Annotated in this window: 27 protein-coding genes and 1 other RNA gene; 17 read left to right on the top strand and 11 right to left on the bottom strand. The window is 56.2% G+C overall.

All coding sequences use genetic code 11. The annotated features are described in order from the left end of the window. Nucleotides 1-19 precede the first annotated feature (19 nt). Together metK and Q8A57_RS06770 are read right to left on the bottom strand one after the other, a co-directional pair. Entirely contained in the window at nucleotides 20-1,174 is a 1,155-nt protein-coding gene (gene metK / locus Q8A57_RS06775) for a methionine adenosyltransferase (protein WP_305170234.1), read from the bottom strand. Nucleotides 1,175-1,206: 32 nt separating this feature from the next. Further along, complete coding sequence (locus tag Q8A57_RS06770; RefSeq protein ID WP_305170233.1) at nucleotides 1,207-2,220, bottom strand: metalloregulator ArsR/SmtB family transcription factor; 1,014 nt, start codon at nucleotides 2,218-2,220, stop codon at nucleotides 1,207-1,209. Between the two features lie 150 nt (nucleotides 2,221-2,370). Here Q8A57_RS06770 and tkt point away from each other — a divergent pair, with 150 nt between their 5' ends. The 6 genes from tkt to Q8A57_RS06740 all read left to right on the top strand — a co-directional run bounded on the left by tkt (nucleotide 2,371) and on the right by Q8A57_RS06740 (nucleotide 9,046). Beyond that, complete coding sequence (gene tkt / locus Q8A57_RS06765; RefSeq protein WP_305170232.1) at nucleotides 2,371-4,365, top strand: transketolase; 1,995 nt, start codon at nucleotides 2,371-2,373, stop codon at nucleotides 4,363-4,365. A gap of 43 nt (nucleotides 4,366-4,408) precedes the next feature. Next, a complete protein-coding gene (gap, locus tag Q8A57_RS06760; protein WP_305170231.1) occupies nucleotides 4,409-5,431 on the top strand; it encodes a type I glyceraldehyde-3-phosphate dehydrogenase in 1,023 nt (340 codons plus the stop codon). A 21-nt stretch (nucleotides 5,432-5,452) separates the two neighbouring features. Beyond that, a complete protein-coding gene (locus Q8A57_RS06755; protein WP_305170229.1) occupies nucleotides 5,453-6,622 on the top strand; it encodes a phosphoglycerate kinase in 1,170 nt (389 codons plus the stop codon). Nucleotides 6,623-6,658: 36 nt separating this feature from the next. Then, nucleotides 6,659-7,729 (top strand): class II fructose-bisphosphate aldolase, encoded by a 1,071-nt coding sequence (gene fba, locus Q8A57_RS06750; RefSeq protein ID WP_305170228.1) that lies wholly within the window; start codon nucleotides 6,659-6,661, stop codon nucleotides 7,727-7,729. A gap of 83 nt (nucleotides 7,730-7,812) precedes the next feature. Continuing rightward, nucleotides 7,813-8,046 (top strand): DUF2798 domain-containing protein, encoded by a 234-nt coding sequence (locus Q8A57_RS06745; protein WP_305170226.1) that lies wholly within the window; start codon nucleotides 7,813-7,815, stop codon nucleotides 8,044-8,046. Then, complete coding sequence (locus Q8A57_RS06740; protein WP_305170225.1) at nucleotides 8,030-9,046, top strand: alpha/beta hydrolase; 1,017 nt, start codon at nucleotides 8,030-8,032, stop codon at nucleotides 9,044-9,046. The genes Q8A57_RS06745 and Q8A57_RS06740 overlap by 17 nt, the downstream gene beginning before the upstream one ends. 74 nt (nucleotides 9,047-9,120) lie before the next feature. Here the strand turns inward: Q8A57_RS06740 and serA are convergent, their stop codons facing one another. After that, nucleotides 9,121-10,350, bottom strand: coding sequence for a phosphoglycerate dehydrogenase (gene serA, locus Q8A57_RS06735; protein ID WP_305170224.1), 1,230 nt, complete (start codon nucleotides 10,348-10,350; stop codon nucleotides 9,121-9,123). A gap of 103 nt (nucleotides 10,351-10,453) precedes the next feature. Between serA and Q8A57_RS06730 the strand changes: the two genes are divergently transcribed. The 5 genes from Q8A57_RS06730 to Q8A57_RS06710 all read left to right on the top strand — a co-directional run bounded on the left by Q8A57_RS06730 (nucleotide 10,454) and on the right by Q8A57_RS06710 (nucleotide 13,720). Then, entirely contained in the window at nucleotides 10,454-11,854 is a 1,401-nt protein-coding gene (locus Q8A57_RS06730) for an FAD-binding oxidoreductase (protein WP_305170223.1), read from the top strand. Between the two features lie 23 nt (nucleotides 11,855-11,877). After that, the gene (locus tag Q8A57_RS06725) at nucleotides 11,878-12,264 is read left to right on the top strand and encodes a DUF4870 family protein (RefSeq protein ID WP_305170222.1); all 387 of its coding nucleotides are present in this window, start codon (nucleotides 11,878-11,880) and stop codon (nucleotides 12,262-12,264) included. Continuing rightward, the gene (locus Q8A57_RS06720; protein ID WP_305170221.1) at nucleotides 12,251-12,928 is read left to right on the top strand and encodes a fumarylacetoacetate hydrolase family protein; all 678 of its coding nucleotides are present in this window, start codon (nucleotides 12,251-12,253) and stop codon (nucleotides 12,926-12,928) included. The genes Q8A57_RS06725 and Q8A57_RS06720 overlap by 14 nt, the downstream gene beginning before the upstream one ends. 89 nt (nucleotides 12,929-13,017) lie before the next feature. Beyond that, nucleotides 13,018-13,497 (top strand): peroxiredoxin, encoded by a 480-nt coding sequence (locus Q8A57_RS06715; RefSeq protein WP_305170220.1) that lies wholly within the window; start codon nucleotides 13,018-13,020, stop codon nucleotides 13,495-13,497. Beyond that, nucleotides 13,484-13,720 (top strand): DUF1653 domain-containing protein, encoded by a 237-nt coding sequence (locus Q8A57_RS06710; protein ID WP_305170219.1) that lies wholly within the window; start codon nucleotides 13,484-13,486, stop codon nucleotides 13,718-13,720. The genes Q8A57_RS06715 and Q8A57_RS06710 overlap by 14 nt, the downstream gene beginning before the upstream one ends. Before the next feature lie 8 nt (nucleotides 13,721-13,728). Here Q8A57_RS06710 and Q8A57_RS06705 read toward each other — a convergent pair whose 3' ends face one another. Next, the gene (locus Q8A57_RS06705; RefSeq protein ID WP_305170218.1) at nucleotides 13,729-14,013 is read right to left on the bottom strand and encodes a hypothetical protein; all 285 of its coding nucleotides are present in this window, start codon (nucleotides 14,011-14,013) and stop codon (nucleotides 13,729-13,731) included. Between the two features lie 183 nt (nucleotides 14,014-14,196). On the opposite strand from Q8A57_RS06705, the gene Q8A57_RS06700 reads away from it, so the two are divergent. Together Q8A57_RS06700 and Q8A57_RS06695 are read left to right on the top strand one after the other, a co-directional pair. After that, nucleotides 14,197-15,336 carry a hypothetical protein gene (locus Q8A57_RS06700; RefSeq protein ID WP_305170217.1) on the top strand — a complete coding sequence of 380 codons (1,140 nt, stop codon included), beginning with the start codon at nucleotides 14,197-14,199 and terminating at the stop codon, nucleotides 15,334-15,336. 3 nt (nucleotides 15,337-15,339) lie between these two features. Beyond that, nucleotides 15,340-16,353, top strand: coding sequence for a serine/threonine protein kinase (locus Q8A57_RS06695; RefSeq protein WP_305170216.1), 1,014 nt, complete (start codon nucleotides 15,340-15,342; stop codon nucleotides 16,351-16,353). 18 nt (nucleotides 16,354-16,371) lie between these two features. Here the strand turns inward: Q8A57_RS06695 and rpiA are convergent, their stop codons facing one another. Further along, a complete protein-coding gene (gene rpiA, locus Q8A57_RS06690) occupies nucleotides 16,372-17,067 on the bottom strand; it encodes a ribose-5-phosphate isomerase RpiA (protein ID WP_305170215.1) in 696 nt (231 codons plus the stop codon). A 141-nt stretch (nucleotides 17,068-17,208) separates the two neighbouring features. Between rpiA and ilvA the strand changes: the two genes are divergently transcribed. Together ilvA and Q8A57_RS06680 are read left to right on the top strand one after the other, a co-directional pair. Further along, nucleotides 17,209-18,720: a threonine ammonia-lyase, biosynthetic gene (gene ilvA, locus Q8A57_RS06685; RefSeq protein ID WP_305170214.1), complete on the top strand. Its 1,512-nt coding sequence runs from the start codon at nucleotides 17,209-17,211 to the stop codon at nucleotides 18,718-18,720. 9 nt (nucleotides 18,721-18,729) lie between these two features. Beyond that, complete coding sequence (locus tag Q8A57_RS06680) at nucleotides 18,730-19,629, top strand: prenyltransferase (protein WP_305170213.1); 900 nt, start codon at nucleotides 18,730-18,732, stop codon at nucleotides 19,627-19,629. On the opposite strand, the gene Q8A57_RS06675 is transcribed toward Q8A57_RS06680, so the two are convergent. The 6 genes from Q8A57_RS06675 to Q8A57_RS06650 form a co-directional block, all read right to left on the bottom strand. Next, nucleotides 19,615-21,030: an alkaline phosphatase gene (locus tag Q8A57_RS06675; protein WP_305170212.1), complete on the bottom strand. Its 1,416-nt coding sequence runs from the start codon at nucleotides 21,028-21,030 to the stop codon at nucleotides 19,615-19,617. The genes Q8A57_RS06680 and Q8A57_RS06675 overlap by 15 nt on opposite strands. Before the next feature lie 12 nt (nucleotides 21,031-21,042). Beyond that, nucleotides 21,043-22,467, bottom strand: a complete 1,425-nt coding sequence (gene pyk, locus Q8A57_RS06670; RefSeq protein ID WP_305170211.1) for a pyruvate kinase — start codon at nucleotides 22,465-22,467, stop codon at nucleotides 21,043-21,045. Between the two features lie 13 nt (nucleotides 22,468-22,480). Then, nucleotides 22,481-23,065: a 5-formyltetrahydrofolate cyclo-ligase gene (locus Q8A57_RS06665; protein ID WP_305170210.1), complete on the bottom strand. Its 585-nt coding sequence runs from the start codon at nucleotides 23,063-23,065 to the stop codon at nucleotides 22,481-22,483. Nucleotides 23,066-23,099: 34 nt separating this feature from the next. Next, a non-coding RNA gene (ssrS, locus tag Q8A57_RS06660) (6S RNA) lies at nucleotides 23,100-23,276 on the bottom strand. A gap of 37 nt (nucleotides 23,277-23,313) precedes the next feature. Continuing rightward, nucleotides 23,314-23,622 (bottom strand): cell division protein ZapA, encoded by a 309-nt coding sequence (locus Q8A57_RS06655; protein ID WP_305170209.1) that lies wholly within the window; start codon nucleotides 23,620-23,622, stop codon nucleotides 23,314-23,316. A 5-nt stretch (nucleotides 23,623-23,627) separates the two neighbouring features. Beyond that, nucleotides 23,628-23,834, bottom strand: a complete 207-nt coding sequence (locus Q8A57_RS06650) for a TIGR02449 family protein (protein WP_305170208.1) — start codon at nucleotides 23,832-23,834, stop codon at nucleotides 23,628-23,630. 202 nt (nucleotides 23,835-24,036) lie between these two features. On the opposite strand from Q8A57_RS06650, the gene Q8A57_RS06645 reads away from it, so the two are divergent. Together Q8A57_RS06645 and pepP are read left to right on the top strand one after the other, a co-directional pair. Next, a complete protein-coding gene (locus tag Q8A57_RS06645; RefSeq protein WP_305170207.1) occupies nucleotides 24,037-24,588 on the top strand; it encodes a UPF0149 family protein in 552 nt (183 codons plus the stop codon). Between the two features lie 20 nt (nucleotides 24,589-24,608). Next, complete coding sequence (gene pepP, locus Q8A57_RS06640; RefSeq protein WP_305170206.1) at nucleotides 24,609-25,925, top strand: Xaa-Pro aminopeptidase; 1,317 nt, start codon at nucleotides 24,609-24,611, stop codon at nucleotides 25,923-25,925. Nucleotide 25,926: the final 1 nt, after the last annotated feature.

The following is a 25,926-nucleotide window of genomic DNA, read 5'->3' as shown; positions in this document are numbered from 1 at the left end:
TTCCTTTCGCAGTATGGGGTTACAGCGCTGACTGTAGAGCAGCGGCTTTATCGGTTTTTTCCCAGGTGAAATTTTCCAGCTCCCGCCCGAAGTGTCCGTAACTGGCAGTGGGCCGGTAGATGGGGCGCTTCAGATCAAGCATCTCGATTAGACCGCGAGGGCGAAGATCGAAGTGTTCACGCACCAGGCTGGCAATCTCATCATCACTGAGCCTCCCGGTGCCAAATGTGTTGATACTGATTGACGTGGGTTCAGCGACTCCGATCGCGTAGGACACTTGGATTTCACAGCGCTCGGCAAGACCAGCAGCAACGATATTCTTTGCAACATAGCGGCCAGCGTAGGCGGCAGAACGGTCAACCTTGGAAGGGTCTTTTCCTGAAAATGCGCCGCCACCGTGGTGGGCCATACCACCGTAGGTATCAACAATGATTTTCCGTCCGGTGAGGCCGCAATCGCCCATGGGGCCACCAATAATGAACTGACCTGTGGGGTTAATGTGATACAGGGTGTCGCTGTGCAGCCATTCCTCCGGCAGTACGTGGTTGATGATCTCTTCACGTACGGCTTCCTGCAGGTCAGAAAGGGAAATATCCGGGGCGTGCTGGGTGGATAAAACCACGGCATCAACGGCCACCGGCTTACCATCGGCATAGCGTAGGGTTACCTGGCTTTTGGCGTCGGGGCGAAGCCAGGGGAGAACACCACTTTTGCGCAGGTGAGCCTGCCGCTCCACCAATCGGTGGGCGTAATAAATGGGAGCGGGCATCAGCACGTCAGTCTCGTTGGTGGCGTAGCCAAACATTAATCCCTGATCGCCGGCGCCCAGATCCTTGGCTTCTGCTTCATCGACACCCATGGCGATATCGCCAGATTGCTTACCTATGGCATTGAGTACGGCACAGGAGGCACCATCAAAACCCACATCCGAACTGTCGTAGCCAATATCAAGGATAACGCCGCGTACAATCTCTTCGAGGTCTACATAGGTATTGGTGCGTACTTCGCCGGCAATAATAGCCATGCCGGTCTTCACCAGGGTTTCTACAGCGACCCGAGAGTTAGGGTCATCGCTAAGAATAGCGTCCAGAACGGCGTCTGAGATCTGGTCTGCCATCTTGTCGGGGTGGCCTTCTGAAACGGATTCCGAAGTGAAAATACTGTAGTTCGACATGGTCGGTGGTCCTTTTAGTGCTTATCAGCAAGCTATAGGCCGGTATCGGCCGCAACTGTAGGTTTGAAAAATTGTCGCAACTGGATCTGAAAACCGTTGCGTTGTGCCAGAAACAGGCTTTCGCCTTCTTTCAGGCTGGCATTTCCGGCCCAATGGGAAAGGTCTTCAGGGTCAAAGCCCAGCCACAGGTCGCCGCAGGACTCCCTCGCCCAGCTCTGGTCGTGGTGGCAGAGTTCCGTGACCAGTAGTGCACCGCCTGGGTTCAATAGCTGGGCCAGGTCAGAGAATATTTTTGCCGGGTCCGGCGTGTGGTGCAGCACCATGTTCAGGGTGACGCAGTCTGCGTGCAGTGATTGCGACAGGGCGAACTCGGTATCTCCGTGAAGCAACTGAACGTTATCCAGTTGCTGCTCAGTGACAAGTTGCCTGGCCCGGTCGAGCATTTCAGCGGAATTGTCCAGTGCGGTGACCCGCTCAAAGCGGCTTGCCAGGGCTGGTAGAAAACCGCCTTCACCCGGACCAACTTCCAGAGCGTGCTGTCGGCTGACGGCTGTGCTATCCAGGAGTTCGGTGGCGGGTTCGCCGTACTGTTCAAAACTGGCGATCAGGTCCTGGTTAACATGAAGGCGTGCCGCATTTTGCCTGAAGAAATCCTGTGAGGCCTCGGTGCGTTCGCGGTGTACCTGCTGTATACGTTCTTGAATTGCCGTGGGTATGCTGAGTTGATCAACCGCGCTGAACAGGGCCAGCTGGAATTCCCTACCGCCGGAACCTTCGATAGCGGGCGCGCGGCGGTAAAAAATACTGTTGCCTTCACGGCGCGTTGCCACCAGTCCGGATTTTGACAGCACCTTGAGGTGGTGGCTCATCCCCGATTGTCCGATATCAAAGATCTGGCTCAGCTCCAGTACCCCGTAGGCGTTCTGCCGCAATACCCGCAGAATCTCCAGGCGCAGGCCGTCCCCTGCCGCCTTGCAGTAGGCCGCCAGTTCGCTGGCATCCGGAAAGGACGCGGGAGTGTCGGTTTTTAGTAATGCATGTGACATGGGTCAGCACCTTATCACAGCAGGAAATCTATATCAAAAAATATTGATATAGATAAAAGGCGCCGACTGGCTGTTTACTGAGTAGCGCGAGTACGAGAAAATAGCGCCCCTTTTGAAATCCCCGATTTATCCTGCAGGAGCAAGCCCCCGATGCATTCCAGACGTGATCTCGCCAACGCCATTCGAGCACTGAGTATGGACGCCGTTCAACAGGCCAATAGTGGCCATCCCGGCGCCCCGATGGGTATGGCGGATATCGCCGAAGTGCTGTGGAATGACTACCTGGTACATAACCCCTCCGATCCCGCCTGGGCCAACCGTGACCGCTTCGTCCTGTCCAACGGCCATGGTTCGATGCTGTTGTATTCACTATTGCATCTCACCGGCTACGATCTGCCCCTGGAGGAGTTGAAGAACTTCCGTCAGTTGCATTCACGCACCCCCGGTCACCCGGAATATGGCTATGCCCCCGGTGTTGAAACCACCACCGGGCCATTGGGGCAGGGCATCAGTAATGCGGTCGGCATGGCGCTGGCAGAAAAAATTCTGGCAGCCCAGTTCAATCGCCCCGGTCATGATGTGGTGGATCATTACACCTACTGTTTCCTGGGTGATGGCTGCCTGATGGAGGGTATTTCCCATGAAACCTGCTCCCTGGCCGGTACCCAGAAGCTGGGTAAACTGATCGCGTTCTACGATGACAACGGCATCTCCATCGATGGTGAAGTTGAGGGCTGGTTTACAGACAATACACCCGGTCGTTTCGAGGCCTACGGTTGGCAAGTGATTCCCAACGTCGATGGTCATGACCCGGCAGCTATTAAGGCCGCCATTGAAATGGCTCGCCTGGAAACAGAAAAACCGACCCTGATTTGCTGCAAAACCATTATTGGCTTTGGTTCGCCTAACAAGCAGGGTAAGGAAGAATGTCACGGTGCGCCCCTAGGCGCGGATGAAATTCTGTTGGCAAGAGAACAGTTGGGCTGGAACCACGGCCCCTTTGAAGTGCCCGAGGAAATTTACGCCGGCTGGAATGCCAGAGAAAAAGGTCAGAAAGCACAGTCTTCCTGGCAGCAGGCTTTTGAGAACTACAAAAGTGAGTATCCGGAGCTGGCAGCCGAGTTTTCCCGTCGACTGAAAGGTGCGATGCCTGCAGACTTTTCTGAAAAGGCGGATGCTTATATCCATGAGTGCCAGCAGGCCATGGAAAAAATTGCCTCGCGCAAGGCCTCCCAGAACTGTCTCAATGCCTATGGCCCGTTATTGCCGGAACTGCTGGGTGGATCTGCCGACCTGGCAGGATCCAACCTGACGCTGTGGTCCGGAGCCAAAGGCGTGGAAGCGGATGACGCCTCTGGTAACTATATCTATTACGGCGTGCGCGAATTCGGCATGAGCGCCATGATGAACGGTATTGTATTGCACGGTGGCTTTGTTCCTTATGGCGCAACATTCCTGATGTTCATGGAATATGCCCGCAACGCAGTGCGTATGGCCGCGCTGATGAAGCAAAAGACTATTTTCGTCTATACCCACGACTCCATTGGACTGGGTGAGGACGGCCCCACCCACCAACCAGTTGAGCAACTGACGGCCTTGCGTTCCACTCCCAACCTGCAAACCTGGCGTCCCTGCGATACCGTTGAGTCGGCCGTGTGCTGGAAGCAGGCCATTATGCGTAAAGATGGACCTAGCGCCCTGATTTTCTCGCGGCAGGGATTGGCGCCTATGCCTCGCAACGATGAACAGCTGGCCAATGTGCAGCGCGGTGGCTATGTACTGAAAGACTGCGAGGGCAAACCCCAGGCCATTCTGATTGCCACCGGCTCGGAAGTGGCCCTGGCCATTGAAGCGGCGGCAGCCCTCGGTGCACAGGGTGTAGCTGTCAGAGTGGTGTCCATGCCCTGCGCCGAAGTGTTCGATGCCCAGGATTCAACCTATCGTGACAGCGTACTGATTCCCCAGGTCCGGGCTCGGGTGGCCGTTGAGGCCGGGCACAAAGACTACTGGTATAAATATGTGGGTCTCGATGGCCGTGTCGTGGGTATGTCCACATTTGGTGAGTCGGCACCCGGCGGTCTGCTGATGGAGCAGTTCGGTTTCACCACGGAAAACGTCATCAAGGCCGTCAACGCGATATTGTGATAGCGCCTGACTGTCAGACAGCGCCTTTGAGTGGGCACGATTTATGATTCGCGCAGCCATTAATGGATACGGGCGCATTGGTCGTTCGGTGTTGCGGGCGCTCTATGAATCGGGAGCCCGTGACGAGATTCAGGTGGTGGCCATCAATGAGCCGGCCGACTGTAAAACCATTGCACACCTGACTAAATACGATTCCACCCACGGTCGCTTTCCCGGTTCCGTGGCGGTGGAGGATGACCTGCTGACCATTAACGGTGACCCGATTTCGGTATTCCACAGTGAGGACATTCTGGCCCTGCCATGGCGGGAGCTGGCTGTGGACGTGGTGCTGGAGTGCAGCGGTGCGTTCACAGATCGCGATACCGCGGAACAACACCTGACTGCAGGGGCGAGCAAAGTGCTGTTTTCACAGCCTGCGGAGCCCAGCGTTGACGCGACGGTGGTGCTGGGGGTCAACGAGCACCGCCTGACCGGCCAGGAAACGATAATTTCCAATGCCTCCTGTTCAACCAACTGCGTGATCCCGGTTATAGATGCACTTCATCGGGCTTTCGGTGTGGAGGGTGGCGTGATTACCACCATCCACTCGGCCATGAATGATCAGCCGGTGATCGATGCCTATCACCACACGGATTTACGAAAAACCCGTGCGGCCATGCAGTCCATTATTCCCGTGGACACAGGCTTGGCCCGAGGTATTGATCGACTGTTGCCGGAATTGAGTGGGCGTTTTGAAGCACAGGCCATGCGGGTGCCGACACTGAACGTGTCCGCCATCGACCTGTCTATCCTGCTGCAAGTGGATGTGGATGCCGGTACCGTGAATCAGGTATTACAAGCGGTGGCGGAAAATCGGTTGGCTGGCATCCTTGGTTACACCGAGGAGCCGTTGGCTTCCTGCGACTTTAATCACGATCCCCGCAGCGGTATTGTCGATGCCAGCCAGACCCGGGTCAGCCAGCGGCGGCTGGTGAAGGTGCTGGTATGGTTTGACAACGAGTGGGGCTATGCCAATCGCATGGTGGAACTGGTGAAGCACTGGGTCCCCATGTCGAGTAAAAGATGAGTATAAGAAGGTAATTTCAAGATGGCATTGAATGTATTGAAAATGGTGGATCTGGACTTGGCGGGCAAGCGTGTCCTGATCCGCGAAGACCTCAATGTGCCGGTTAAGAATGGCGTGGTGACCTCCGAGGTCCGTATCCGCGCCGCATTGCCCACGATCAAGCAGGCGCTTGCCGCGGGGGCCAAAGTGATTGTCATGTCACACCTGGGCCGTCCCACGGAAGGACAGTTTGAAGAGCAGTTCGCCATGCAGCCGGTTGCCGATCACCTGGGCAAACTGCTGGGAAGAGAAGTTGCTGTCCTGTCGGACTGGCAACATGGCGTCGAGTTGGAAAATGGTCAGCTGGCATTACTGGAAAATGTCCGCTTCAATCCGGGCGAGAAAAAAGATGATGAGACCCTCTCCCGCGCCTATGCCGACCTCTGCGATATATTCGTAATGGATGCGTTTGGCACGGCACACCGCGCCCAGGCCTCCACCCACGGCGTTGCCCGCTTTGCGCCGGTCGCCTGTGCTGGTCCGTTGCTGGCCGCCGAGCTGGATGCCCTGGAAAAATCCCTCGCCAACCCGGCGAGACCGATGGTGGCAATTGTTGGCGGCTCCAAGGTCTCCACCAAGCTCACCGTACTGGAAACTCTGTCGGAGAAAGTGGACCAACTGATTGTCGGTGGCGGCATCGCCAACACATTTCTGGCTGCCGCCGGGTTGCCCGTGGGTAAATCACTCTGCGAGCACGAACTGATTCCTCAGGCTAAATCGCTGATGGCGAAAACTCAGATTCCCCTGCCGAGCGATGTTGTGGTGGGCACTGAATTTTCTGAATCAGCGACAGCGACGCTGAAACAGGCTTCTGAAGTAGGTGCGGACGATATGATCTTTGATATCGGCCCGGAAACCGCTGCCGAGCTGGCCGATATCCTGCGCAATGCTGGCACCATTATTTGGAATGGCCCGGTGGGGGTGTTTGAATTTGACCAGTTTGGTGCAGGTACCCAGGCCATTGCCGAGGCGATCGCAGCCAACCAGGGTTTTTCCATTGCCGGTGGTGGTGACACCCTGGCAGCAGTGGATAAATATGGTATCGCTGATAAAGTCTCCTATATTTCAACAGGTGGGGGCGCTTTTCTGGAATATGTGGAAGGCAAGGTTCTGCCAGCGGTAGCCGTCCTTGAAGCCCGAGCCCAAAACTGAACAGCAAAAAACAGTTACTGAATAAAGGATAATTTCATGGCACTTATTTCACTGCGCCAATTACTGGATCACGCTGCCGAGCATAGTTATGGCGTACCGGCATTTAACGTGAATAACCTGGAACAGATGCGCGCCATTATGGAGGCCGCCGATGAAACGGATTCCCCTGTGATCGTGCAGGCTTCTGCTGGCGCTCGAAAATATGCCGGGGCACCTTTTTTGCGGCATCTGATTCTGGCAGCAATCGAAGAATTTCCCCACATTCCGGTGTGTATGCACCAGGACCACGGCACCAGCCCAGCAATCTGCCAACGCTCCATCCAGCTCGGTTTCAGTTCGGTGATGATGGACGGCTCACTGCAGGAAGATGGCAAGACGCCGGCTTCCTATGACTATAACGTCGACGTGACCCGGCGGGTGGTGGAGATGGCTCACGCCTGCGGTGTTTCCGTGGAAGGTGAGCTGGGTTGTCTTGGCTCGCTGGAGACCGGACAGGCCGGTGAAGAAGATGGCGTTGGTGCCGAGGGCACACTGTCCCACGACCAGTTGCTCACAGATCCGGAAGAGGCGGCTGACTTCGTGGCCAAAACCGGCGTGGATGCCCTGGCTATTGCCATTGGTACCTCCCACGGGGCTTACAAGTTTTCCCGTCCGCCAACGGGCGATATCCTGGCGATTGAGCGTATCAAGGAAATCAATGCCCGCATTCCCAACACCCATCTGGTGATGCACGGCTCTTCCTCGGTACCCCAAGACTGGCTGGCGGTGATCAACGAATACGGCGGCGAGATTCCCGAAACTTACGGCGTACCGGTAGAGGAAATTGTCGAAGGTATCAAACACGGCGTGCGCAAGGTGAATATCGACACGGACCTGCGTCTGGCGTCAACCGGTGCTGTGCGGCGCTTCCTGGCCAATAATCCGGCCGAGTTTGATCCCCGCAAATACCTGAAAGAAACCGTCAAAGCCATGAAGGAAATCTGCCTGGCTCGTTATGAGGCCTTTGGCACAGCAGGGAATGCTGGAAAAATTACCGCGATTGGGCTGGAGGATATGTCTACCCGCTACCAGAGCGGAGCACTGGACCCAAAGGTCAACGCCGGGTAAGTCAAATCATCAGGGCGGTTTAACCGCCCTTTTTTGACTGAAAGTGGCCGTAGATCAACCCGGGAGTCAGGAGTTTCAAGCCGATGATTCATCGTAAATATCAGCACGTTCTGTTCGCGTTTCTGATGGCGCTGTTCATGTCCTGCTTTATGTCACTGGTGATCAGTGTTTTTAATGTCGGACTGGTCGAAGATATTCTTGAGATCTGGTTGCATGCTTGGGCTTTTGCTTTTGTTGTGGCATTCCCCTCGGTGATGGTGGTGGCGCCCCTGGTCAGGCGCCTGGTGGTTTTGTTGGTTCATGATGACGAGCGCTGAAAACGATCCGAACCGGGTTGATCCCGTCGAGACGGCTTCTGGCGGAAAGGCTCAGGAGCAGCTCGAAGCGTTGCGGGCCAGCTTGCAGAACCTCGCCTTTGATGTGTCTGTGGATTGGCGTGCCAGCAATGCAGCCGAGAGCTGGTACCTCGACTACTACGGTCTGACGCTGCCGGATGACCTGTCCGGTGTGCGCTATTGTCTGGGCAGCTATTCATCTTCCGGCTTCCAGATAGCCACCCATTACTGGTTGCCGGAAAATCCCCGAGGTACCTACCTTGTGGTCCACGGTTACTTTGATCATATTGGTCTATATGGCCACCTGATCCGTTACCTGTTGCGGCGCGGTTATGCGGTGGTCGCCTTTGATCTCCCTGGTCACGGCTTGTCCAGTGGGGAGCGCGTCAGTATCAAGAGCTTTGACCGTTATGTGGATGTGTTTTCCGACCTGCTGACGCAGTGTGAAGCCCATTTCCCAAAACCCTGGAATGCAGTGGGGCAGAGTACGGGTGGGGCAATCCTGATCAAGTATGTGATGGCGGCAAAACCCCATCACTACCCCAATGACCTCTCCGATGTCGTGGTGCTGGCTCCGCTGATCAGGCCCCGTGAATGGATGAAAAGCCTGCGCACCTACAAGGTCTTTCATCGCATTCTCAAAAAAGTGTCGCGCACCTTCCGGCCCAATACGGCCAATGAGGCATTCAACGAGTTTCTGATGAGTGCCGATCCGCTCCAGTATGACTATATCCCGATCGAATGGGTGGCTTCCATGAAGCGCTGGACTGAGGAGTTTGCGGCTCTGCCACCCTGTGAATTCCCCTTGAGAGTGATACAGGGGGATTGCGATACCACCGTGGACTGGCGTTTCAATGTTGGCGCCATCCGCAGGAAATTCCCCAACATGAAGCTGGAAGTCGTTCATGGTGCCCAGCATCACCTGGTCAATGAAGTCACCTGGTTGCGGGACAGGGTATTTAAGGCCATCAGCGAAGGCTGAGGTGCTTGGCCACAAAACCGACACACAAAAAAACCGCCATTCCGGCGGTTTTTTTGTAGCAGCGGCGTGTCAGGTCAAAAAAGGACTCTGCAGCGGATGGTGCCTTCAATAGCCTTCAGCTCCTTGAGTGCCAGGTCGCTGTATTCGGCATCCACATCGATTACCACGTAACCTACGGACTCAGCGGTCTGCAGGTATTGACCGCTGATATTGATGTTGTTGTCCGAAAACACATGGTTGATGGCGGTCATGATGCCCGGCGTGTTGTGGTGAACGTGCAGCAGGCGGTGGGTGCCGGCGTGGGAGGGCAGAGACACCTGCGGGAAGTTCACGGCGCTGATGGTGGTACCGTTGTCGCTGTATTTCACCAGTTTTTCCGCAACTTCAAGACCAATGTTTTCCTGGGCTTCCTGGGTGGAGCCACCAATGTGTGGTGTGAGAATGACATTGTCGTACTTGCGTAAGGGTGAAACGAACTCTTCCTGGTTGGACTTTGGTTCGACCGGGAACACATCAATGGCGGCACCACTGATTTGCTTGGTTTCCAAACGGCCACACAGTGCATCGATATCCACCACTTTACCGCGCGCGGCATTGATCAGGATGGCCCCTTTTTTCATGGCGGCGAGTTGGTCGGCGCCCATCATATTGCGGGTGGCTGTGGTATCCGGTACATGCAGGGAAACAACGTCAGAAATTCGCAGCAATTCCCGCAGGGAACCTACCTGTTCGGCATTGCCCAGTGGCAGCTTGGTGACGACATCGTAGAATCTCACCTTCATGCCCATGGCTTCGGCCATGACGCTCACCTGGCTGCCGATATTGCCATAGCCGATAATGCCAAAGGTTTTGCCGCGTACCTCGTAAGCGTTGGTGGCGGTTTTCAGCCAGTCACCCTTGTGGGCGGCGGCATTTTTCTCTGGAATACCGCGCATCAGCATGATGGTTTCCGCTATCACCAGTTCCGCCACACTGCGGGTGTTGGAGTAGGGCGCATTGAAAACCACAACACCCTGCTCGGTGGCTGCCTGCAGGTCCACCTGGTTGGTGCCGATGCAGAAACAGCCGACACCGATCAGCTTGTTGGCGGCTTCCAGAACACGGCGGTTGAGCTGGGTGCGCGAGCGTATGCCCACAAAATGAAAGTCCTTAATCTTTTCCACCAGCTGGTCTTCAGACAGCGCCGCTTTCAGGTATTCCACATTGGTGTAGCCAGCGGCTTCCAGGGTGATGACCGCGGAGGGGTGGACGCCCTCCAGCAATAGAAACTTAATCTTGGATTTATTCAGCGAAAAATTGACCATACGCTCCTCGATCCGGTGGCCATACAGCTATCTAAAAAAAAGGGCGGCTATGATACCATGCACGCCCTTCGATAACTGCTCCTATTTTGTAGAGGATTCCGAGATGACGGTTGCCCCCCCAGTCATTGAAAAATTGCGTGACATTGTTGGTGAACAGCGAGTGCTGACAGACGATAGCGCCTTTCAGCAATACGGTGTGGATCGGACCACAATCTGGCAGCCTGCCCCTGGGGTGGTGGTGTTGCCGGAGACTACCGAGCAGGTTCAGGAGGTTGTCCAACTGGCCAATGCGGAAAAGCTGGCGGTTGTGCCTTCCGGTGGTCGCACTGGGCTCAGTGGGGGCGCTGTGGCACTGAATGGTGAAATTGTGATTGCGCTGGACCGCATGAACAAGGTGATTGATTTCAACGCCGTGGATCGCAGCGTGACCGTACAGGCGGGCATGATCACACAACAATTACAGGAGTTTGCCGAACAGCAGGGGCTGTTTTATCCGGTGGATTTTGCCTCCACGGGATCCAGCCAGATCGGCGGCAATATCGCCACCAATGCTGGCGGTATCAAGGTGATCCGTTATGGTATGACCCGTGACTGGGTGCTGGGCCTGAAGGTGGTGGATGGCAGCGGCAATATTCTCGAGCTCAACCACGGCCTGGTGAAAAACAATACCGGCCTGGATTTCCGTCATCTGTTTATCGGTTCCGAGGGCACCCTGGGTATTATCACCGAGGCAACCCTTGGCCTGGCCAAGCCCCCGAAAGAACTGAGCGTATTGGTGCTGGGTGTGTCAGACATACCCAGCATTATCGATGTGCTGAAAGTCTTTAATGATGGTATGGACCTGACCGCATTCGAGTTCTTTACCCACAACGGGATGGAGCGAGTGGTGGACCACAGCGAAGTGCCGACACCTTTTGAGTCCGAAGCGCCTTGTTACGCGCTGCTGGAATTTGAACAAACATCCGAGGCGGAGCTGGATCGTGCCATGGAGTTGTTCGAGACCTGCGTCATGGAAGGCTGGGTGTTGGACGGTGTCATCAGCCAGAGCCTGACCCAGGCGGAAAATCTCTGGAAACTGCGCGAGGATATGTCGGAAACACTCTCCCAGTGGAAACCCTATAAAAATGACATCAGTGTCAATGTGTCGCGTATGCCGGAATTCATTGCCCGGGCAGAGGCGCTGGTATCCGAGCAATACCCGGATTTTGAAGTGGTCTGGTACGGCCACATTGGTGACGGCAACCTGCATCTGAACATTCTTAAGCCCGACGAACTGTCCATTGACGACTTTACTGTCCGCTGCAGTGGTGTCAGCAAACAGATTGGCGCGCTGGTTGAAGAATTTCACGGTAGTGTTTCCGCTGAGCACGGCGTTGGCTTGCTGAAAAAGGATTTGTTAAGTTACAGTCGATCCGCTGCCGAAGTGGCCTTGATGCAGCAGGTGAAAAAAGTCTTCGACCCCAATGGCATCATGAATCCCGGCAAAGTAGTGGATGCCATCTGATATAACTCTCAGGGAGAGCCGCCGTGACCGAGCAGATGCCAGAAGAATCCTTGCCCCTCAGCGGTGAAGTGATCAGCGCGGTGGAACAGGAAAAACTCAAGAATCTCACTCTACTGGTGTATCTCCTGCAGGGGTTGAGCTTGGTGGTTGGTCTGACCGCTGTCGCCGGTGTGATTATCAATTATATGAAGCGGGACGAGGTGCGCGGTACCTACCTTGAGTCCCATTTCAACTGGCAGATCAAAACCTTCTGGTGGTTGCTGGTGGGTGTGGTGATTGGCTGGTTGTTGGCCTTTGTGTTGATTGGATTTGTCGTGCTGTTCGCGGTGTGGGTCTGGTATATATATCGGATTGTAAAGGGCTGGCTGGCTCTCAACGACGGTAGAGGAATCGGCAATGTACTACCTTGATCACTCCCTGCACTTTGCCAATGGGCGCTCGGCAGAAATTCCCGCCGGCAAGGTGGTTTGTGTCGGTCTCAATTACCGCGACCATATCAGTGAGATGGGCAGTCAGGCTGCCAGTGAGCCAGTACTGTTCATGAAACCCTCCACGGCACTCGCTTCCCTGGATAAACCCGTGGCCATCCCCGTGGCCTATGGTGCCTGCCATCACGAAGCGGAAATGGCGGTGCTCATTGGAGAGCAGCTGACCGAGTGTACCGAGCAGCAGGCGGAAGATGCCATTGTTGGTGTCGGCGTGGCTCTCGATTTGACCTTGCGTGAACTGCAGGCGCAGTTCAAGCAGAAAGGGCTCCCTTGGGATAAGGCTAAAGGCTTCGATGGTGCCTGCGTTGCTTCGGCATTTGTGGAGCGCGCCAGGGTGCCTGACCTGCAAGACGTTCAGATTCGGCTCACCCTGAACGGTGAAGTGCGCCAGGAATCCAATACCCGCCTGATGATTACCCCGGTGCCGCAATTGCTGGCCTACATCTCCCGCTTTTTTACCCTGATGCCCGGCGATATTGTGCTGACCGGAACCCCGGCTGGTGTCGGTCCGCTGGTGCCCGGTGACCAGCTAACGGTAGAGCTGGTGGACCTCATCTCGGTTTCCACCTCGGTGGTGGCTCGGTAACGATCTACATTGAAGGCAGTGCACCTGCACTGCCGACCACCGCATCTGCTATCCTCAATGGCTCAGTCCATTCTTCAAGAGGTGTTTCCATGACCATTTCCGTAGGCGAAGCCCTGCCCAATATCACCGTGAAAACCATGGGTGAGAAAGGCCCGGTGGACATCGCAACCGACGACATTTTCAAGGGTAAAAAGGTGGTGCTGTTTGCTGTTCCCGGTGCGTTTACCCCCGGTTGCAGCCTGACGCACCTGCCAGGTTATGTGGTCTTGGCAGACCAGATCAAAGCCAAGGGCGTGGATACCATTGTCTGCATGTCGGTAAATGATGCCTTTGTGATGGATGCCTGGGGTAAAGCTCAGAATGCCGAAGCGCTACTGATGCTGGCCGATGGTAATGGACAATTTGCTACCGCCCTTGGCCTCGAAGTAGATGCCAGTGGTTACGGCATGGGCTTGCGCAGCAAGCGTTTCGCACTGGTTGCGGAGGACGGCATCGTCACCCATCTGGCGGTAGAGCCGGCGGGTGGCATTGATGTCAGTTCGGCGGAGAAGATACTTGCCGAACTCTGATCAGCCGGTTGTGCGTCCCGGACGCTATCGCCACTTCAAGGGCAACGACTACGAAGTCATCGATGTTGCCCGGCACAGCGAAACGGAGGAGTGGCTGGTGGTCTACCGGCCACTTTACGGAGAAGGGGGGTTGTGGGTGCGGCCCCTGGCGCTATTTGGAGATATGGTTGAGCGGGACGGGGAGCACGTGCAGCGTTTTCAGCTTATCGCTGCGATAGATTAGTCGGGGGTTCAGTGGCGGGGCAGTAATGGACGACCGTCAAAGTAGTCGCTGCGGCGGATCAGTTCATCGGTAATGGAGCCGATGAAGTCAGCATCCATCATACAGCCCGGTATTTCCGCAATACGCAAGAGATCCCAGAGTTTGCTGCTGGATAACATATCGATGGATGTATCGATCCAGTGATAGATGTATTCGCCGTCGCCATTCACTTCCACAAAAAAATTTCTGGCTTGCTGCCGCATCAGGTTGGCGATGGGTTGCTGGGTAATGTTTTCATTTGTTGCCTTATTCATGGCACTTTCCTCGTTCTTTTCTTTTGGTTCATGGCAAAGCCTAGTGCTGCCCTGTGTCAGCTGTGTGAAAAAGCCGTGACAAATTGATGACATTGCACTGCCCGGAACGAAAAACCGTCTGGACTTTTGGGGTTTCAGACAGCAAAGTACGCGCTCTCCAGAGTACCGGCGAGGTTCAACAACATGTCTTCAATCCTGTTTGAAAAGAAGCGTGCCAATATCAATGGGGCAGGTGTGCGACTGGCGACGATACTGGTGGGGTTGTGCCTGTCAGCATTCTGGTTGGGACAACCATTCCTGCAACGGCAAATTGCCGCCGAGGCCCTGGCGATACATCCGTGGCTGCCGAGCGGCATCTTTTCTCTGATGGTTCTGCTAGGCGGGCTGCTGTCGATCTTTTTTATTCGCCTGGGTGACTGGCGTCGTTTAAGCCTGATTGCCGGCCTGGTGTCAGGTGCCGCTTTTCTGCTGCCAGGGTTCGTGGCAGGTAATGCTGTGTTGTGGTCCAGTCTCGCACTTGCCGGGTTGTTTGCCGGTTTTGGTCTGAGTGTGGTGGTGACCTGTCTGGGTGATACCGCTACCCCTGTGAGAAATTTTGCCGGGTTGCTGTTGCTGCTCGGTCTGGTGTCGACTGGTTTGGAACAGATCCAGGAGACGTTGCTGGCCGGTTTCAGTTTTCAACAGGGGTTGTTGGGGGTGGCGGCTGCGGCCTTTGTGGCGATTCCCCTCAGCCGTCTGATGCCATCCAGTGGATCAAAACGTATCAGCCTGTTAAATGATCAGGGCAACCAGTTGTCGGCGGGTTTGCTCGCGGCGTTGGCCGGTAGTCTGCTGCTCTTTCTGGGAAGTGGACTGTTGTGGTACCTGTGCGAACCCCTTGCCAGTGCCATGGCGTTAGCAGTTTCTGCGCAGTCGGAGCTAGTGTTGATGCTGGCTGGTCCGGTGGGTGCGATGGTGGCGGCGATCCTCGCTAACCGTGCAGGTTACGCAGTGCCATTTGTTGTGGCAGCCGTCATCCTGTTGGCTGCCTTGGCCCTACTGCAATTCTTGCCCGGAGAAACTGGATATCTGACGGGCTTTAGCCTGGTTGCCGCCGCCGTGTTTTTTGCTGCTGCTTATGTGCTGGCGCTAATTGCCCAGCTGGACGGCAGCGGTCGTTTTGCCCCATTGCTGTTGGTGGCTCCGCTGGCTGGTCTGATGCTCGGGCACCTGGTTGCCGGAAAGTTTGCGGCTGGAGAAAACTTTCTGCTGCTCTGGGGCGGTACCGCAACACTCTGGGTTGTCGGCACGCTGTTGTTGCTCTGGGCGGGCAAAAGCCGCTAGCTGATGAACAATGATGAGACCGACGAACAGTCGGTAGCCTCCGCGGCACAGCCCTTCTACCAACTTGGCCCCGATAAGGTAATGGATGCTGTGGAGAGTCTTGGCTATCTCTGCGACGGGCGCCAGTTTCCCTTAAACAGCTACGAGAACCGTGTTTACCAGGTGGGCATCGAAGATGGTGTGCCGCTGATCGCCAAGTTCTACCGCCCCGGTCGCTGGAGCGACGAACAGATCCTTGAAGAACACCAGTTCAGTTTTGAATTACAAGACCAGGAGTTGCCGGTAGTTGCTCCAATTCGGGATGCTGAAGGCCGCAGCCTGTTTGAATACGAGAACTTTCGTTTCGCGTTGTTTCCCCGCAAGGGTGGCCAAGGACCTGAGCTGGACAATCTGGATAACCTTCACCTGTTGGGCAAACTGCTGGGCAGAATGCATGCGGTGGGTGCCGTAAAGCCATTTGTGCACCGCCCGGTGCTGAATAGCCAGACCTTTGGCCACGATGCGGTGGCAACGGTGAGTGAATTTATTCCCGCTGAACTGAAGTTATCCTATGACTCCCTGGTTAGGGATTTATTACAGGCTGTGGATGAGGTGATTGCTGCTGCCGGACCGGTGGCGCATATCCGTGTTCACGGCGATTGCCATGCCGGGAATATTCTCTGGCGGGATGACAATGCCCATTTTGTCGATCTGGACGACGCACGTATGGCTCCGGCGGTACAGGATATCTGGATGCTGCTGTCCGGCAGTCGTGACAGGCAGTTGGCGCAACTGTCTGAAGTGGTGGATGGCTATGATCAGTTTTTCGAGTTTCAGCCCCGTGAACTGAAGCTGGTGGAAGCGCTGCGCAGTTTGCGCATTATTCACCACGCGGCCTGGTTGGCCAGTCGCTGGGAAGACCCGGCATTTCCCATGGGCTTTCCCTGGTTCAATACCGTGCGTTACTGGAGCGAACATATTCTGGAATTGCGCGAGCAGTTTGCCGAGCTCTCTGAGCCGCCGCTGCAGGTTATGTAGCTCCGTTTCCGACGTTAATTAATCCTTGGCGTAGAGGGTCTTGACGCCTTCCGCCGTCCCCAGCATCAATACATCCGCCGGTCGCAATGCGAACAACCCGTTGGTGACAACCCCGGTAATGTTGTTGATTTTTTCTTCCAGTTCCCGCGCTGGGCTGATGGGGTGGAGGTGATGAACGTCGAGAATCACGTTGCCGTTGTCAGTCACCACACCCTGGCGGTAGACCGGGTCACCACCCAGCTTCACCAGTTCCCTTGCCACGTGGCTACGGGCCATGGGAATCACTTCCACCGGTAGCGGGAATGTCCCCAGGTGGTCCACCCACTTGGATTGGTCGGCAATACACAGAAACTCCCGAGCCACGGCTGCGACAATCTTTTCGCGGGTAAGCGCAGCACCGCCGCCCTTGATCAGCTCCAGATGCGGATTGGTTTCATCCGCGCCGTCCACGTAGATGGTTACCTCATCGACGGCATTGAGATCGTAGACGGGAATGCCGTGGGCTTTCAGACGCTCTGCCGATGCCTGGGAGCTGGCTACGGTGCCGGCGATGCTGGCCTTGTGCTCAGCCAACAGGTCAATGAAGCAGTTGGCGGTGGAGCCGGTGCCGATGCCGACAATGCTTTTGTCATCGATACGCGACAGGGTGTATGCCACCGCGGCGGTGGCCACAGCCTGTTTCAGGGCGTCCTGGGAGGAAGTATTTGCGGTCATGGGTGGGGCCATTGCTAAATAGGAGGCTGCAATTATACGGATCGCCTGCGGAAAGGACAGATAAGCCGTGACAGTGCTGGCTTTGAGCGGGGCGAAAATTTACTATTGCCCGCTAACCCTAACGGAAGTACTGGCCCGAACATGCCACAAAGTTACGTCAAACGTATTCTCAATGCCCGCATCTATGACCTGGTGGTCGAAACGCCGGTGGATGAAGCCTCGCAATTGTCCGAGCGCCTTGGCAACCAGGTGCTGCTGAAACGGGAAGACCTGCAACCGGTGTTCTCGTTCAAGTTGCGCGGTGCCTACAACAAAATGCTGTGCCTGAGCGAAGAGCAGTTGCAGAAAGGGGTGGTGGCAGCCTCTGCTGGCAACCATGCACAGGGTTTGGCCATGGCATCGAAAAAGATGGGGGTGAAGGCCACCATTGTGATGCCGAGTACTACACCGCAAATCAAGGTCAATGCGGTGAGAGCGCGAGGCGCACGGGTGGTGCTGCACGGGGAAACCTACGACGAGGCGTCTGATTACGCCCAGAAACTGGTGAAAGAAAAGGGCATGACTTACGTGCATCCCTTTGATGATCCCGATGTCATTGCCGGTCAAGGCACCATTGCCATGGAAATCCTGAGGCAGGTTTCCGGGCCACTGGATGCCGTGTTTATTCCGGTGGGCGGCGGTGGCCTCTGTGCCGGTATGGCCGCCTACATCAAGTACGTGCGCCCTGAGGTCAAGATCATTGCGGTCGAGCCGGACGATGCCGCCTGTCTGGCGGCGGCGCTTGAAAAAGGCCGTCGGGTGAGACTCAAGCACGTGGGTATTTTTGCCGATGGCACAGCAGTTGCCCAGATCGGCAAGGAAACGTTCCGCGTGCTGAAAGATACGGTGGATGAGGTTGTCACCGTCAATGCTGATGAAATCAGTGCGGCCATCAAGGATATCTTCGACGATACCCGCTCCATCTGTGAGCCTTCTGGTGCACTGGGTGTGGCCGGCCTGAAAAAATACGTCGAGCAGCACGGCATTCAGGGCCAAAGCCTGTTGGCGGTGGACAGTGGTGCCAACATCAATTTTGACCGCCTGCGATACATTTCGGAGCGCACCGAAATTGGTGAGCGCCGCGAAGCCGTGTTGGCGGTTACCATTCCGGAACAGCCCGGTAGCTTCAAGGCATTCTGTACCGCGTTGAGCAAGCGCAATATCACCGAGTTCAACTACCGTATGGGCGATCCCGACAAGGCGCATATTTTTGTCGGTGTTCAGGTGAGCGGTGATGAAGATCGCGAGCAGCTGGTGGCAGATCTGGTGACCAAGGGTTACCCGTTACAGGATATGACCGATAACGAGATGGCGAAACTGCATATTCGTCATATGGTGGGTGGTCGTGCGCCCGAAGCGGTGGATGAGCTGGTATACCGCTTCCAGTTTCCGGAGCGCCCGGGGGCGCTGATGAATTTCCTTAACCAGCTGGGCGGACGCTGGAATATCTCCATGTTCCACTATCGCAATCATGGCGCGGCCTATGGCCGTGTACTCGCGGGCATGCAGGTGCCTGCCGGGGAGAAAAAACTGGTGAATCAGTTTCTCGATGACCTGGGCTATGTTTGGGCCGAAGAAACGGATAATCCCGCCTACACCTTCTTTCTTAGCTAAGTCGTGCTGATGCGGGGGCTTGCGGTCGATCTTCTGGCGATTGCCCGTGGCCCCTTTCTGCTGCTGACTCCCGCCGTGCTGTTTCCGGCCATGGCGGCCAGCTATCGCTTTAGTGGTTTGCTGCCTGTTGATCTGGCCTGCCTGATTCTCATCGCGGCTCTGGCTGCCCATGTGGCGGTCAACGCCCTGAATGAATACCAGGACTTTACCAGCGGACTGGACCAGACCACGGATCGAACCCCTTTCAGCGGTGGCAGCGGAACCTTGCCTGCCAGGCCACAGCGGGCGGAGGCCGCCAGATGGTTGTTCATCGTCTCTTTTGCATTGATGGCGGCTATCGGTGGCTATCTCAGCTGGCGGGTGGGCACGCGAATTTTCTTCATCGGGCTTGTCGGCGGCCTGATTATTCTGGCTTATACACGCGTCATTAACCGTATGCCGTTGCTCTGCCTGGTGTCACCGGGACTGGGTTTCGGACTGTTGATGGTGAACGGTACGACCTGGCTGTTAACCGGTCACTTCCCGGCCAGCGCCCAGGTGGTTTCCTGGCTGGTGTTTTTTTTGGTCAATGGCCTGTTGCTACTGAACCAGTTGCCGGACATCGAAGCCGACCGCGCCGTCGGGCGAAAGCATATCCCCGTGCTGCTTGGCGTACCTGGCAGCGTGGGCGTGTACGGCCTGTTGCTGGTGGGTGCCTATGGCTCGCTGATACTGGGTTTTCTACTCGGCGTCATGCCGCTGGCTTCGCTATTGGCCCTGGGGACACTGCCGCTGGGCTGGCAGGTATTCCGTGCGCTTCGTGCCAGTGAGGGCCGCCGCGAACTCTTGATACCAGCGATGGGACGTAACGTGGTTCTGGTATTACTGACGCCGGTACTGCTGGGTGTCGGGTTGCTACTGGGCGCCTGAAGTCAGGCCAAGGTGTTGGCGCATCAGCTGATTGATGGTGCGTTGGTCGATCAGGGCTGGTACTTGTCGATGCCCGATGCCTTGCAAAAATACCGGCACATTGACGCCTGTGTGCAGTTCGCTTTTCCCCTGAGGTGCCGCGTTGGTGGCATAGCTCACCCCCATCAGTTCTCCTGAACGGGTTTCCAGTACCGCATAGTGGCCGGGGGGATACTGTTTGCCGCCCCAGGATTGGTAGTACTCCGGCAGGGGGATGATCTGCCCCGCCTGGCCGTGATCAGCCGTGACAATAATCAGGGTGTTGGTCTGCTTGCTGGCAAAGGCTTGCCCCACGGCCACTGCCCGATCGAAAGCCTGCAATTCGCCAATTTCCCCGCAAGGGTTGCGTTGGTGGGCCTGTTTATCAATGGAAGCACCCTCCACCATCAGAAAGAAGCCTGTCGATTTGTCCGCAAGCCGCTCCAGGGCAACGCGGGTCATCTCTTCCAGTGTCGGAGTGCCCCGATGCCTAGGGTTTTGTTGGCAACTGAAGGGCGTCGGGAACATCGGCTCTCCGAGTAAGTTGAAAGCCATGGGTTCAGCGCGACGGTTACCTTCGCCTATCCATTCCACGGGAAGGTGACCGCTGGCAAATAACCCCAGCAGGGGTTCGTTGCCGTGATACGCCAGCAGCTTCTCGCGCTGTTGCAGCAATTGGTAACCGTGACTTGCCGCAATTTTTTCAAGGGGGGTATGGCTGTCGATGCGGGTAAATTCTTTTTTGCCGCCACCCAGCAGCACATCCACACCGGAAGCCAGTAATTGCTCGGCAATAGAACCCTTGCCGCCCTGGCTCTCGTGGTCTGCCAGACATTGTTGAGTGGCGGGAACATAGTTGATGGGTTTGTGCATATCGCCCGGATTCTGGCACTTGCGATGGGCCGTGTGGGTGGCAAAGGCCGCGGGGGTGGCATCGGTGAGGTTGGCGCTGGTGACAAGGCCAGTGGCCAGCCCGGCCTGGCGCGCCGCTTCCAGAACAGTGGGCAGATCCCGGTCATCACCCGCACTGGTGGCAATACGCCCCATGCTGGTGAGTTCACCCGTGGCCAAGGTGCTGGCGGTATTGGCGCTGTCAGCAACATAGCGATATTGGGTGGGGTCGTCCTCGCGTAGGGTTTGCACTTTCGCAGAGCTGCGAACCGGCAACTGTTCCATAGCCAGCGTACCGTTGGCTCCGAGCAGGTAATTACGTGCCAGGGTGATCTGGTGCTCGTCCATGCCATCGCCGATAAACAGAATAACGTTGGCGGGAGGATGTTTAGCCGCGGAGGTGCTTGAGTTCCCTGCCTGCAACGCCAAAGGCGCGGCCAGAGCAGAGAGCAGCAGGGTACAAAGCAGCGGGGTGCCGAATAGGCCGCGCATCAGCGAATTCGCTTACTCGGTGGGCACCTTGAGCAGGTCGCCGAGCTGGCGGATCTGGATGGCATCGATGCCGGAGCCAGCCAGGGCATCGGATATCACCACCAGGCGGTCCTCCGGAGAAAACTCGGCGCGCTCGATGAGAATGTTGGCGGCGGTGGCCAGGGTTTTTTCCGGATCTTCGCTGAAGTTGATGCGGAAGCTCAGCACATTGCGGTTAAGCACCAGTTGGCGACGGGTGCGGCTGTCATTGGTAAAGGCGCAAATAATGGGCGTCTGCGGGTGACAGTTGGTGACGTAACCGGCCATGCGGCCGCGCCGGGTGGGCACAATGATCGCCTTGGCCTGAATGGATTCCGCCAGTTTCACCGCGGCGGCGGCAATTTCTTCCTTGTCGTTCTTGAGAATCAGCCCATCGGTAAAGCGCAGCCCGGGGCTCTGCTCGATAGAGCGGGCAATGCGGTCGAGGATTTCGACACACTTGATCGGGTACTTGCCGATGGTGGTCTCGCCGGACAGCATGATGGCGTCCGCCTCTTCATACACGGCGTTGGCGACGTCGGTCACTTCTGCACGGGTCGGAATGGGGTTTTCGATCATCGACTCCAGCATGTGGGTGGCGACGATGACCCGTTTACCCTGCTGGGCGCAGAGGCGAATGATGCGGCGCTGTACCCGGGGCAGTTTCTCGATGGCAATTTCCACGCCCAGGTCGCCCCGCGCCACCATCACCCCGTCAGTAACCGCGACAATCTCCTCGAGATTCTTGACGCCTTCCTGGTCCTCGATCTTGGAAATGATCTTGATCTTGTCCGCCTTGTCGCCAAGCAGTTCGCGCAGTTGCAGCACGTCGTCGGCGGCGCGAACAAAGGATAGGGCGATAAAGTCCACGTCCTGCTCGATGGCAAACTCGATGTCGCGCTTGTCCTTTTCGGTAATAGCCGGCAGGTTGACGCGAATTCCCGGCAGGTTCACATGACGTTTGCTTTTCAGAACGCCACCATCCACCACCCGGCAGCGCATGACACGGTCTTCCTTGCTCAGCACTTCCAGATTGATCAGGCCGTTGTCTACGGTAATTTTGTCGCCCACATGCACATCGTCGATCAGGTCTTCGTAATTGATGCGGATAGAGCTGGCTTCCACGTCGTCCTCGCCACGTGCCACCACGGAAATCTCGTCACCTTTTTTCAGGTCCAGCTCATTGCAGATATCGCCGGTGCGAATTTCGGGCCCCTGGGTATCCATCAGCAGTGCAATCGGGTGCTTGAGCTTCTTGTTCAGTGTGCGCACGGCCTTGATGACTTTTGCGTGGGATTCATGGTCGCCGTGGGACATGTTGAGGCGAACAATATTCATCCCGGCGAGAGCCAGTTGTTCCAGCATGTCGTAGGACTCGGTGGCAGGGCCAATGGTGCAGATAATTTTGGTTTTGCGCATAGTGAGCTGCTTCTTAGCCCTTTTCAGGGCGAATATGAATGGTATTGCATTCAGTGACGATGGCATCCAGCGGAATATCCCAGGATTGCCGGGCAATATTATCAGTTTCCTGGCAACTGTGGGCGAGTCCGATCAGTCGCGTGTGTGCGGCCCGGTTGCTCAGGGTGCGGTCGTAAAACCCTTTGCCCATGCCCAGGCGGTTGCCTCTGGCGTCAAACGCCACCAGGGGCAACAGAATCAAATCCAGTCTGTGCATAGATGCAATACGGTTCCCCCTAAGGGGCGGTTGCAGAATGCCATAACGGTTGGCTTCCAGGCAGTCTCCGGACGTGTGGCGAACAAAATGCAGGCGGTTTTGTTTCAGGGGGTGCAGCACCGGCAGGTAGCAGTGCTTGCCTGCCCGGTCGGCAATGCCCATGGCAAACTGCGGGTCAATTTCGCCGTCGTTGGCGAGATAAAAGGCAATGTTTTTGCGGTAACGAAATTCGGGCAGTCGACACAGTTGCACGGCGAGGCCTGCGCTGGCGGTCTGCTGCTGCCGCCGGGTCAGAGATTGGCGGCGCTGCCGCATCAGGCTGCGAAGGTTCTTGCTGTCCATGACTACAGGCAATACCCGGAAGGAAAGTCGAGAATGAGTCCCCGGAAGTGCCGCTGTCAACTTGGCCTTGAACCGTGAAGTTCAAGGTGGTGGCTACAGCGACACTTTAGGCTTTCCGTCACGCGGACATGCACACCGTATCGTCTTGTAACCCCCAGGTTACAGATTATCGGCTCGAGGACTTGTCAACTGGCAAGCACCCCAGGGCGTTGCTCTAGTATAACGCAGCTGTCGATGAAAGGTGGTGATTAAAAAGAGGTGGTGGTCTCGAAGCTCTGCAGTGCGGTATCGAGTTTGTTGTCGAGGCGCTTGAAGGCTTCTTCGGAAAGGCTCTGGCCAGCAGTCTGGGATTCCAGCTTGGTCAGGTCATAGGTCAGGTTCAGGGCCGCCATCACCGCGATGCGCTCCAGGCCGATAACGCTGCCGGAATTGCGAATGGTGCGCATACGTTCATCCAGGGCGCGGGCGGAATACAGCAGTGCGTCCCGCTCTTCCGGGGGACAGCTGACCTGGTATTCCTTGTCGAGAATGCGGATGTTGACGGTTTGTTGGCTCATGATGTTCAGCTTTCGCTGTTGAGGTTTTTGAGGCGCACAATCATGTGCTCGACACGGCTTCTCGCCAGCTCATTCTTTTCCAGCAGGCGGCTACGTTCTTTCAGCAGACTGGTTTCACGTTCACGCAGCGTCAGGTTCTCTTTTTGCAGGCGTGCACAAATATTGATCAGTCGATCAATCTTGTGTTCGAGTGTTTGTAAATCGTCTGACATTGCCGTGGCCGTGGCTGATCCTTCACAGCAACTATATTGTGCTGTCACTGAGCGGTCAATCATCCTGATGCCGTTTCGAGAAGTATTGCCTAGCTATTTGCTGAACTGGGATTTTTTATTTGTACCCCTCCGGCAGGATGCTTGGCCATCTGAACGGTGTTAGGATTCCGGTTCGAATGACCCTGCAAGATTAAGGTTTTCCATGGATTTTAATGATGTAGCCGATGGCTTTATTCATGCCAATCTGCCCGGCAGTCCTTCCGAGCTGCATGGCATGTTGTGCGGCCGTATTTCCGGCGGCCAGGAATTTGACGAAGAAGAACTGATTATCCTGGTGGCAGAGCTGCTGGATCAGGAGCGGGAGCGCATTGAAGACATGGGTGACATGTTACCCGCGCTGTATGCCTTTTCGCGGCAGCAAATTTGCAGTGATGGTTTTGAATTCCAGCCGCTATTGCCGGAAGACGACATGGAGCTGAACCAGCGTCTCGAAGCGCTGGGTGACTGGTGCCAGGGTTTTCTCTATGGGCTGGGCAATTCCAGCATCTCCGGAGAAACTGAGCTGGCAGCAGATATTGCTGACGCACTGCGCGACCTGGCGGCCATTTCCCAGATCGGCATGCTGGAAGACGAGGAAGATCAGGAAGATGAAGTCAGCTACACCGAGTTGGTGGAATATGTCCGTGTAGCGGTACTTCTCATTTATGCAGAACTGGGCATGCCAGAGGTTGAGCAGCCCAGAACACTCCATTAAGCGATTGGACCTTGTTATCTATGATTTCCAGTTCGGAATTTGCCAAACGCAGAGAGACGCTTACCGCCATGATGGCGGAAAACAGCATCGCCATTATTACCGCCGCCCCTGAACGGGTGCGCAACCGCGATGTGCACTACCCCTACCGGCAGGACAGTGATTTCTACTACCTCACCAACTTCCCGGAGCCCGAAGCCGTCATGGTGCTGATTCCGGGTCGACCCCAGGGCGAGTTCCTGCTGTTCTGCCGCGACCGCAACATTGAGCGGGAAATCTGGGATGGTTACCGCGCAGGCCCTGAAGGTGCCTGTGAACATTACGGTGCCGACGACGCGTTCCCCATCGACGATATCGACGATATCCTGCCGGGCCTACTGGAAGGGCGCGATCGTGTCTATTACGCCATGGGTAAGGACACCGCTTTCGACAAGCATCTGATGGACTGGGTCAACAATATACGTTCCCGTGCCAGGGCCGGTGCCAGCCCCCCGGGAGAATTTGTCGACCTCGACCACCTGCTGCACGAGTTGCGCCTGTTCAAAAGCCATGCCGAACAGAAAATCATGCGCACGGCGGCTGAAATTTCCGCCCGTGCCCACTGCCGGGCCATGCAGATCTGCAAGCCGGGGATGTACGAGTATCAGTTGCAGGCGGAACTGGAGCATGAATTTGCCATGGCGGGATCGCGATCCCCCGCCTACAGCTCCATCGTTGGCGGCGGTGCCAACGGGTGCATCCTGCACTACGTGGAAAACAGCGCCAAACTGAAGGATGGCGACCTGGTATTGATTGACGCTGGTTGCGAATTGCAGCATTACGCCTCGGACATTACCCGCACCTTCCCGGTTAACGGTAAATTCACCGCGGAACAGAAGGCGCTCTATGACGTGGTGCTGGAATCCCAGTTGGCGGCCATTGAGGTTTGCCAGGTGGGCAACCACTGGAACGAACCCCACCAGAAAACGGTGGAAATTATTACCGACGGCCTGATTGATCTGGGCATTCTCAGGGGCAGCCGCGATGAGCTGATGGAAACTGGAGCCTTCCGCGATTTCTACATGCACCGGGCCGGTCACTGGCTGGGCATGGATGTGCACGATGTCGGCGACTACAAGGTGCACGATGAATGGCGCGTGCTGGAACCGGGCATGGTGCTGACAGTGGAGCCGGGCATTTATATCTCACCCGACAACCATGATGTGGAGCCGCGCTGGCGGGGTATCGGCATACGTATTGAAGATGACGTGCTGATCAAGTCAAAAGGCCCCAGCATACTCAGTGCCGCCGTGCCGAAAGCCACCGCCGACATTGAAGCCTTGATGGCAGAAACCAGGTAAC

The organism is Porticoccus litoralis (genome assembly GCF_030676955.1).
Classification (GTDB): Bacteria; Pseudomonadota; Gammaproteobacteria; order Pseudomonadales; family Porticoccaceae; genus Porticoccus; species Porticoccus litoralis.
This window is presented reverse-complemented; position numbering and strand designations above follow the sequence as displayed.

Coding starts and splice junctions, on each gene's coding strand:
- metK (WP_305170234.1), bottom strand. CDS start 1,174: ATGTCGAACTACAGTATTTTCACTTCGGAATCCGTTTCAGAAGGCCAC.
- Q8A57_RS06770 (WP_305170233.1), bottom strand. CDS start 2,220: ATGTCACATGCATTACTAAAAACCGACACTCCCGCGTCCTTTCCGGAT.
- tkt (WP_305170232.1), top strand. CDS start 2,371: ATGCATTCCAGACGTGATCTCGCCAACGCCATTCGAGCACTGAGTATG.
- gap (WP_305170231.1), top strand. CDS start 4,409: ATGATTCGCGCAGCCATTAATGGATACGGGCGCATTGGTCGTTCGGTG.
- Q8A57_RS06755 (WP_305170229.1), top strand. CDS start 5,453: ATGGCATTGAATGTATTGAAAATGGTGGATCTGGACTTGGCGGGCAAG.
- fba (WP_305170228.1), top strand. CDS start 6,659: ATGGCACTTATTTCACTGCGCCAATTACTGGATCACGCTGCCGAGCAT.
- Q8A57_RS06745 (WP_305170226.1), top strand. CDS start 7,813: ATGATTCATCGTAAATATCAGCACGTTCTGTTCGCGTTTCTGATGGCG.
- Q8A57_RS06740 (WP_305170225.1), top strand. CDS start 8,030: ATGATGACGAGCGCTGAAAACGATCCGAACCGGGTTGATCCCGTCGAG.
- serA (WP_305170224.1), bottom strand. CDS start 10,350: ATGGTCAATTTTTCGCTGAATAAATCCAAGATTAAGTTTCTATTGCTG.
- Q8A57_RS06730 (WP_305170223.1), top strand. CDS start 10,454: ATGACGGTTGCCCCCCCAGTCATTGAAAAATTGCGTGACATTGTTGGT.
- Q8A57_RS06720 (WP_305170221.1), top strand. CDS start 12,251: ATGTACTACCTTGATCACTCCCTGCACTTTGCCAATGGGCGCTCGGCA.
- Q8A57_RS06715 (WP_305170220.1), top strand. CDS start 13,018: ATGACCATTTCCGTAGGCGAAGCCCTGCCCAATATCACCGTGAAAACC.
- Q8A57_RS06705 (WP_305170218.1), bottom strand. CDS start 14,013: ATGAATAAGGCAACAAATGAAAACATTACCCAGCAACCCATCGCCAAC.
- Q8A57_RS06700 (WP_305170217.1), top strand. CDS start 14,197: ATGTCTTCAATCCTGTTTGAAAAGAAGCGTGCCAATATCAATGGGGCA.
- Q8A57_RS06695 (WP_305170216.1), top strand. CDS start 15,340: ATGAACAATGATGAGACCGACGAACAGTCGGTAGCCTCCGCGGCACAG.
- rpiA (WP_305170215.1), bottom strand. CDS start 17,067: ATGACCGCAAATACTTCCTCCCAGGACGCCCTGAAACAGGCTGTGGCC.
- ilvA (WP_305170214.1), top strand. CDS start 17,209: ATGCCACAAAGTTACGTCAAACGTATTCTCAATGCCCGCATCTATGAC.
- Q8A57_RS06680 (WP_305170213.1), top strand. CDS start 18,730: ATGCGGGGGCTTGCGGTCGATCTTCTGGCGATTGCCCGTGGCCCCTTT.
- Q8A57_RS06675 (WP_305170212.1), bottom strand. CDS start 21,030: ATGCGCGGCCTATTCGGCACCCCGCTGCTTTGTACCCTGCTGCTCTCT.
- pyk (WP_305170211.1), bottom strand. CDS start 22,467: ATGCGCAAAACCAAAATTATCTGCACCATTGGCCCTGCCACCGAGTCC.
- Q8A57_RS06665 (WP_305170210.1), bottom strand. CDS start 23,065: ATGGACAGCAAGAACCTTCGCAGCCTGATGCGGCAGCGCCGCCAATCT.
- Q8A57_RS06655 (WP_305170209.1), bottom strand. CDS start 23,622: ATGAGCCAACAAACCGTCAACATCCGCATTCTCGACAAGGAATACCAG.
- Q8A57_RS06650 (WP_305170208.1), bottom strand. CDS start 23,834: ATGTCAGACGATTTACAAACACTCGAACACAAGATTGATCGACTGATC.
- Q8A57_RS06645 (WP_305170207.1), top strand. CDS start 24,037: ATGGATTTTAATGATGTAGCCGATGGCTTTATTCATGCCAATCTGCCC.
- pepP (WP_305170206.1), top strand. CDS start 24,609: ATGATTTCCAGTTCGGAATTTGCCAAACGCAGAGAGACGCTTACCGCC.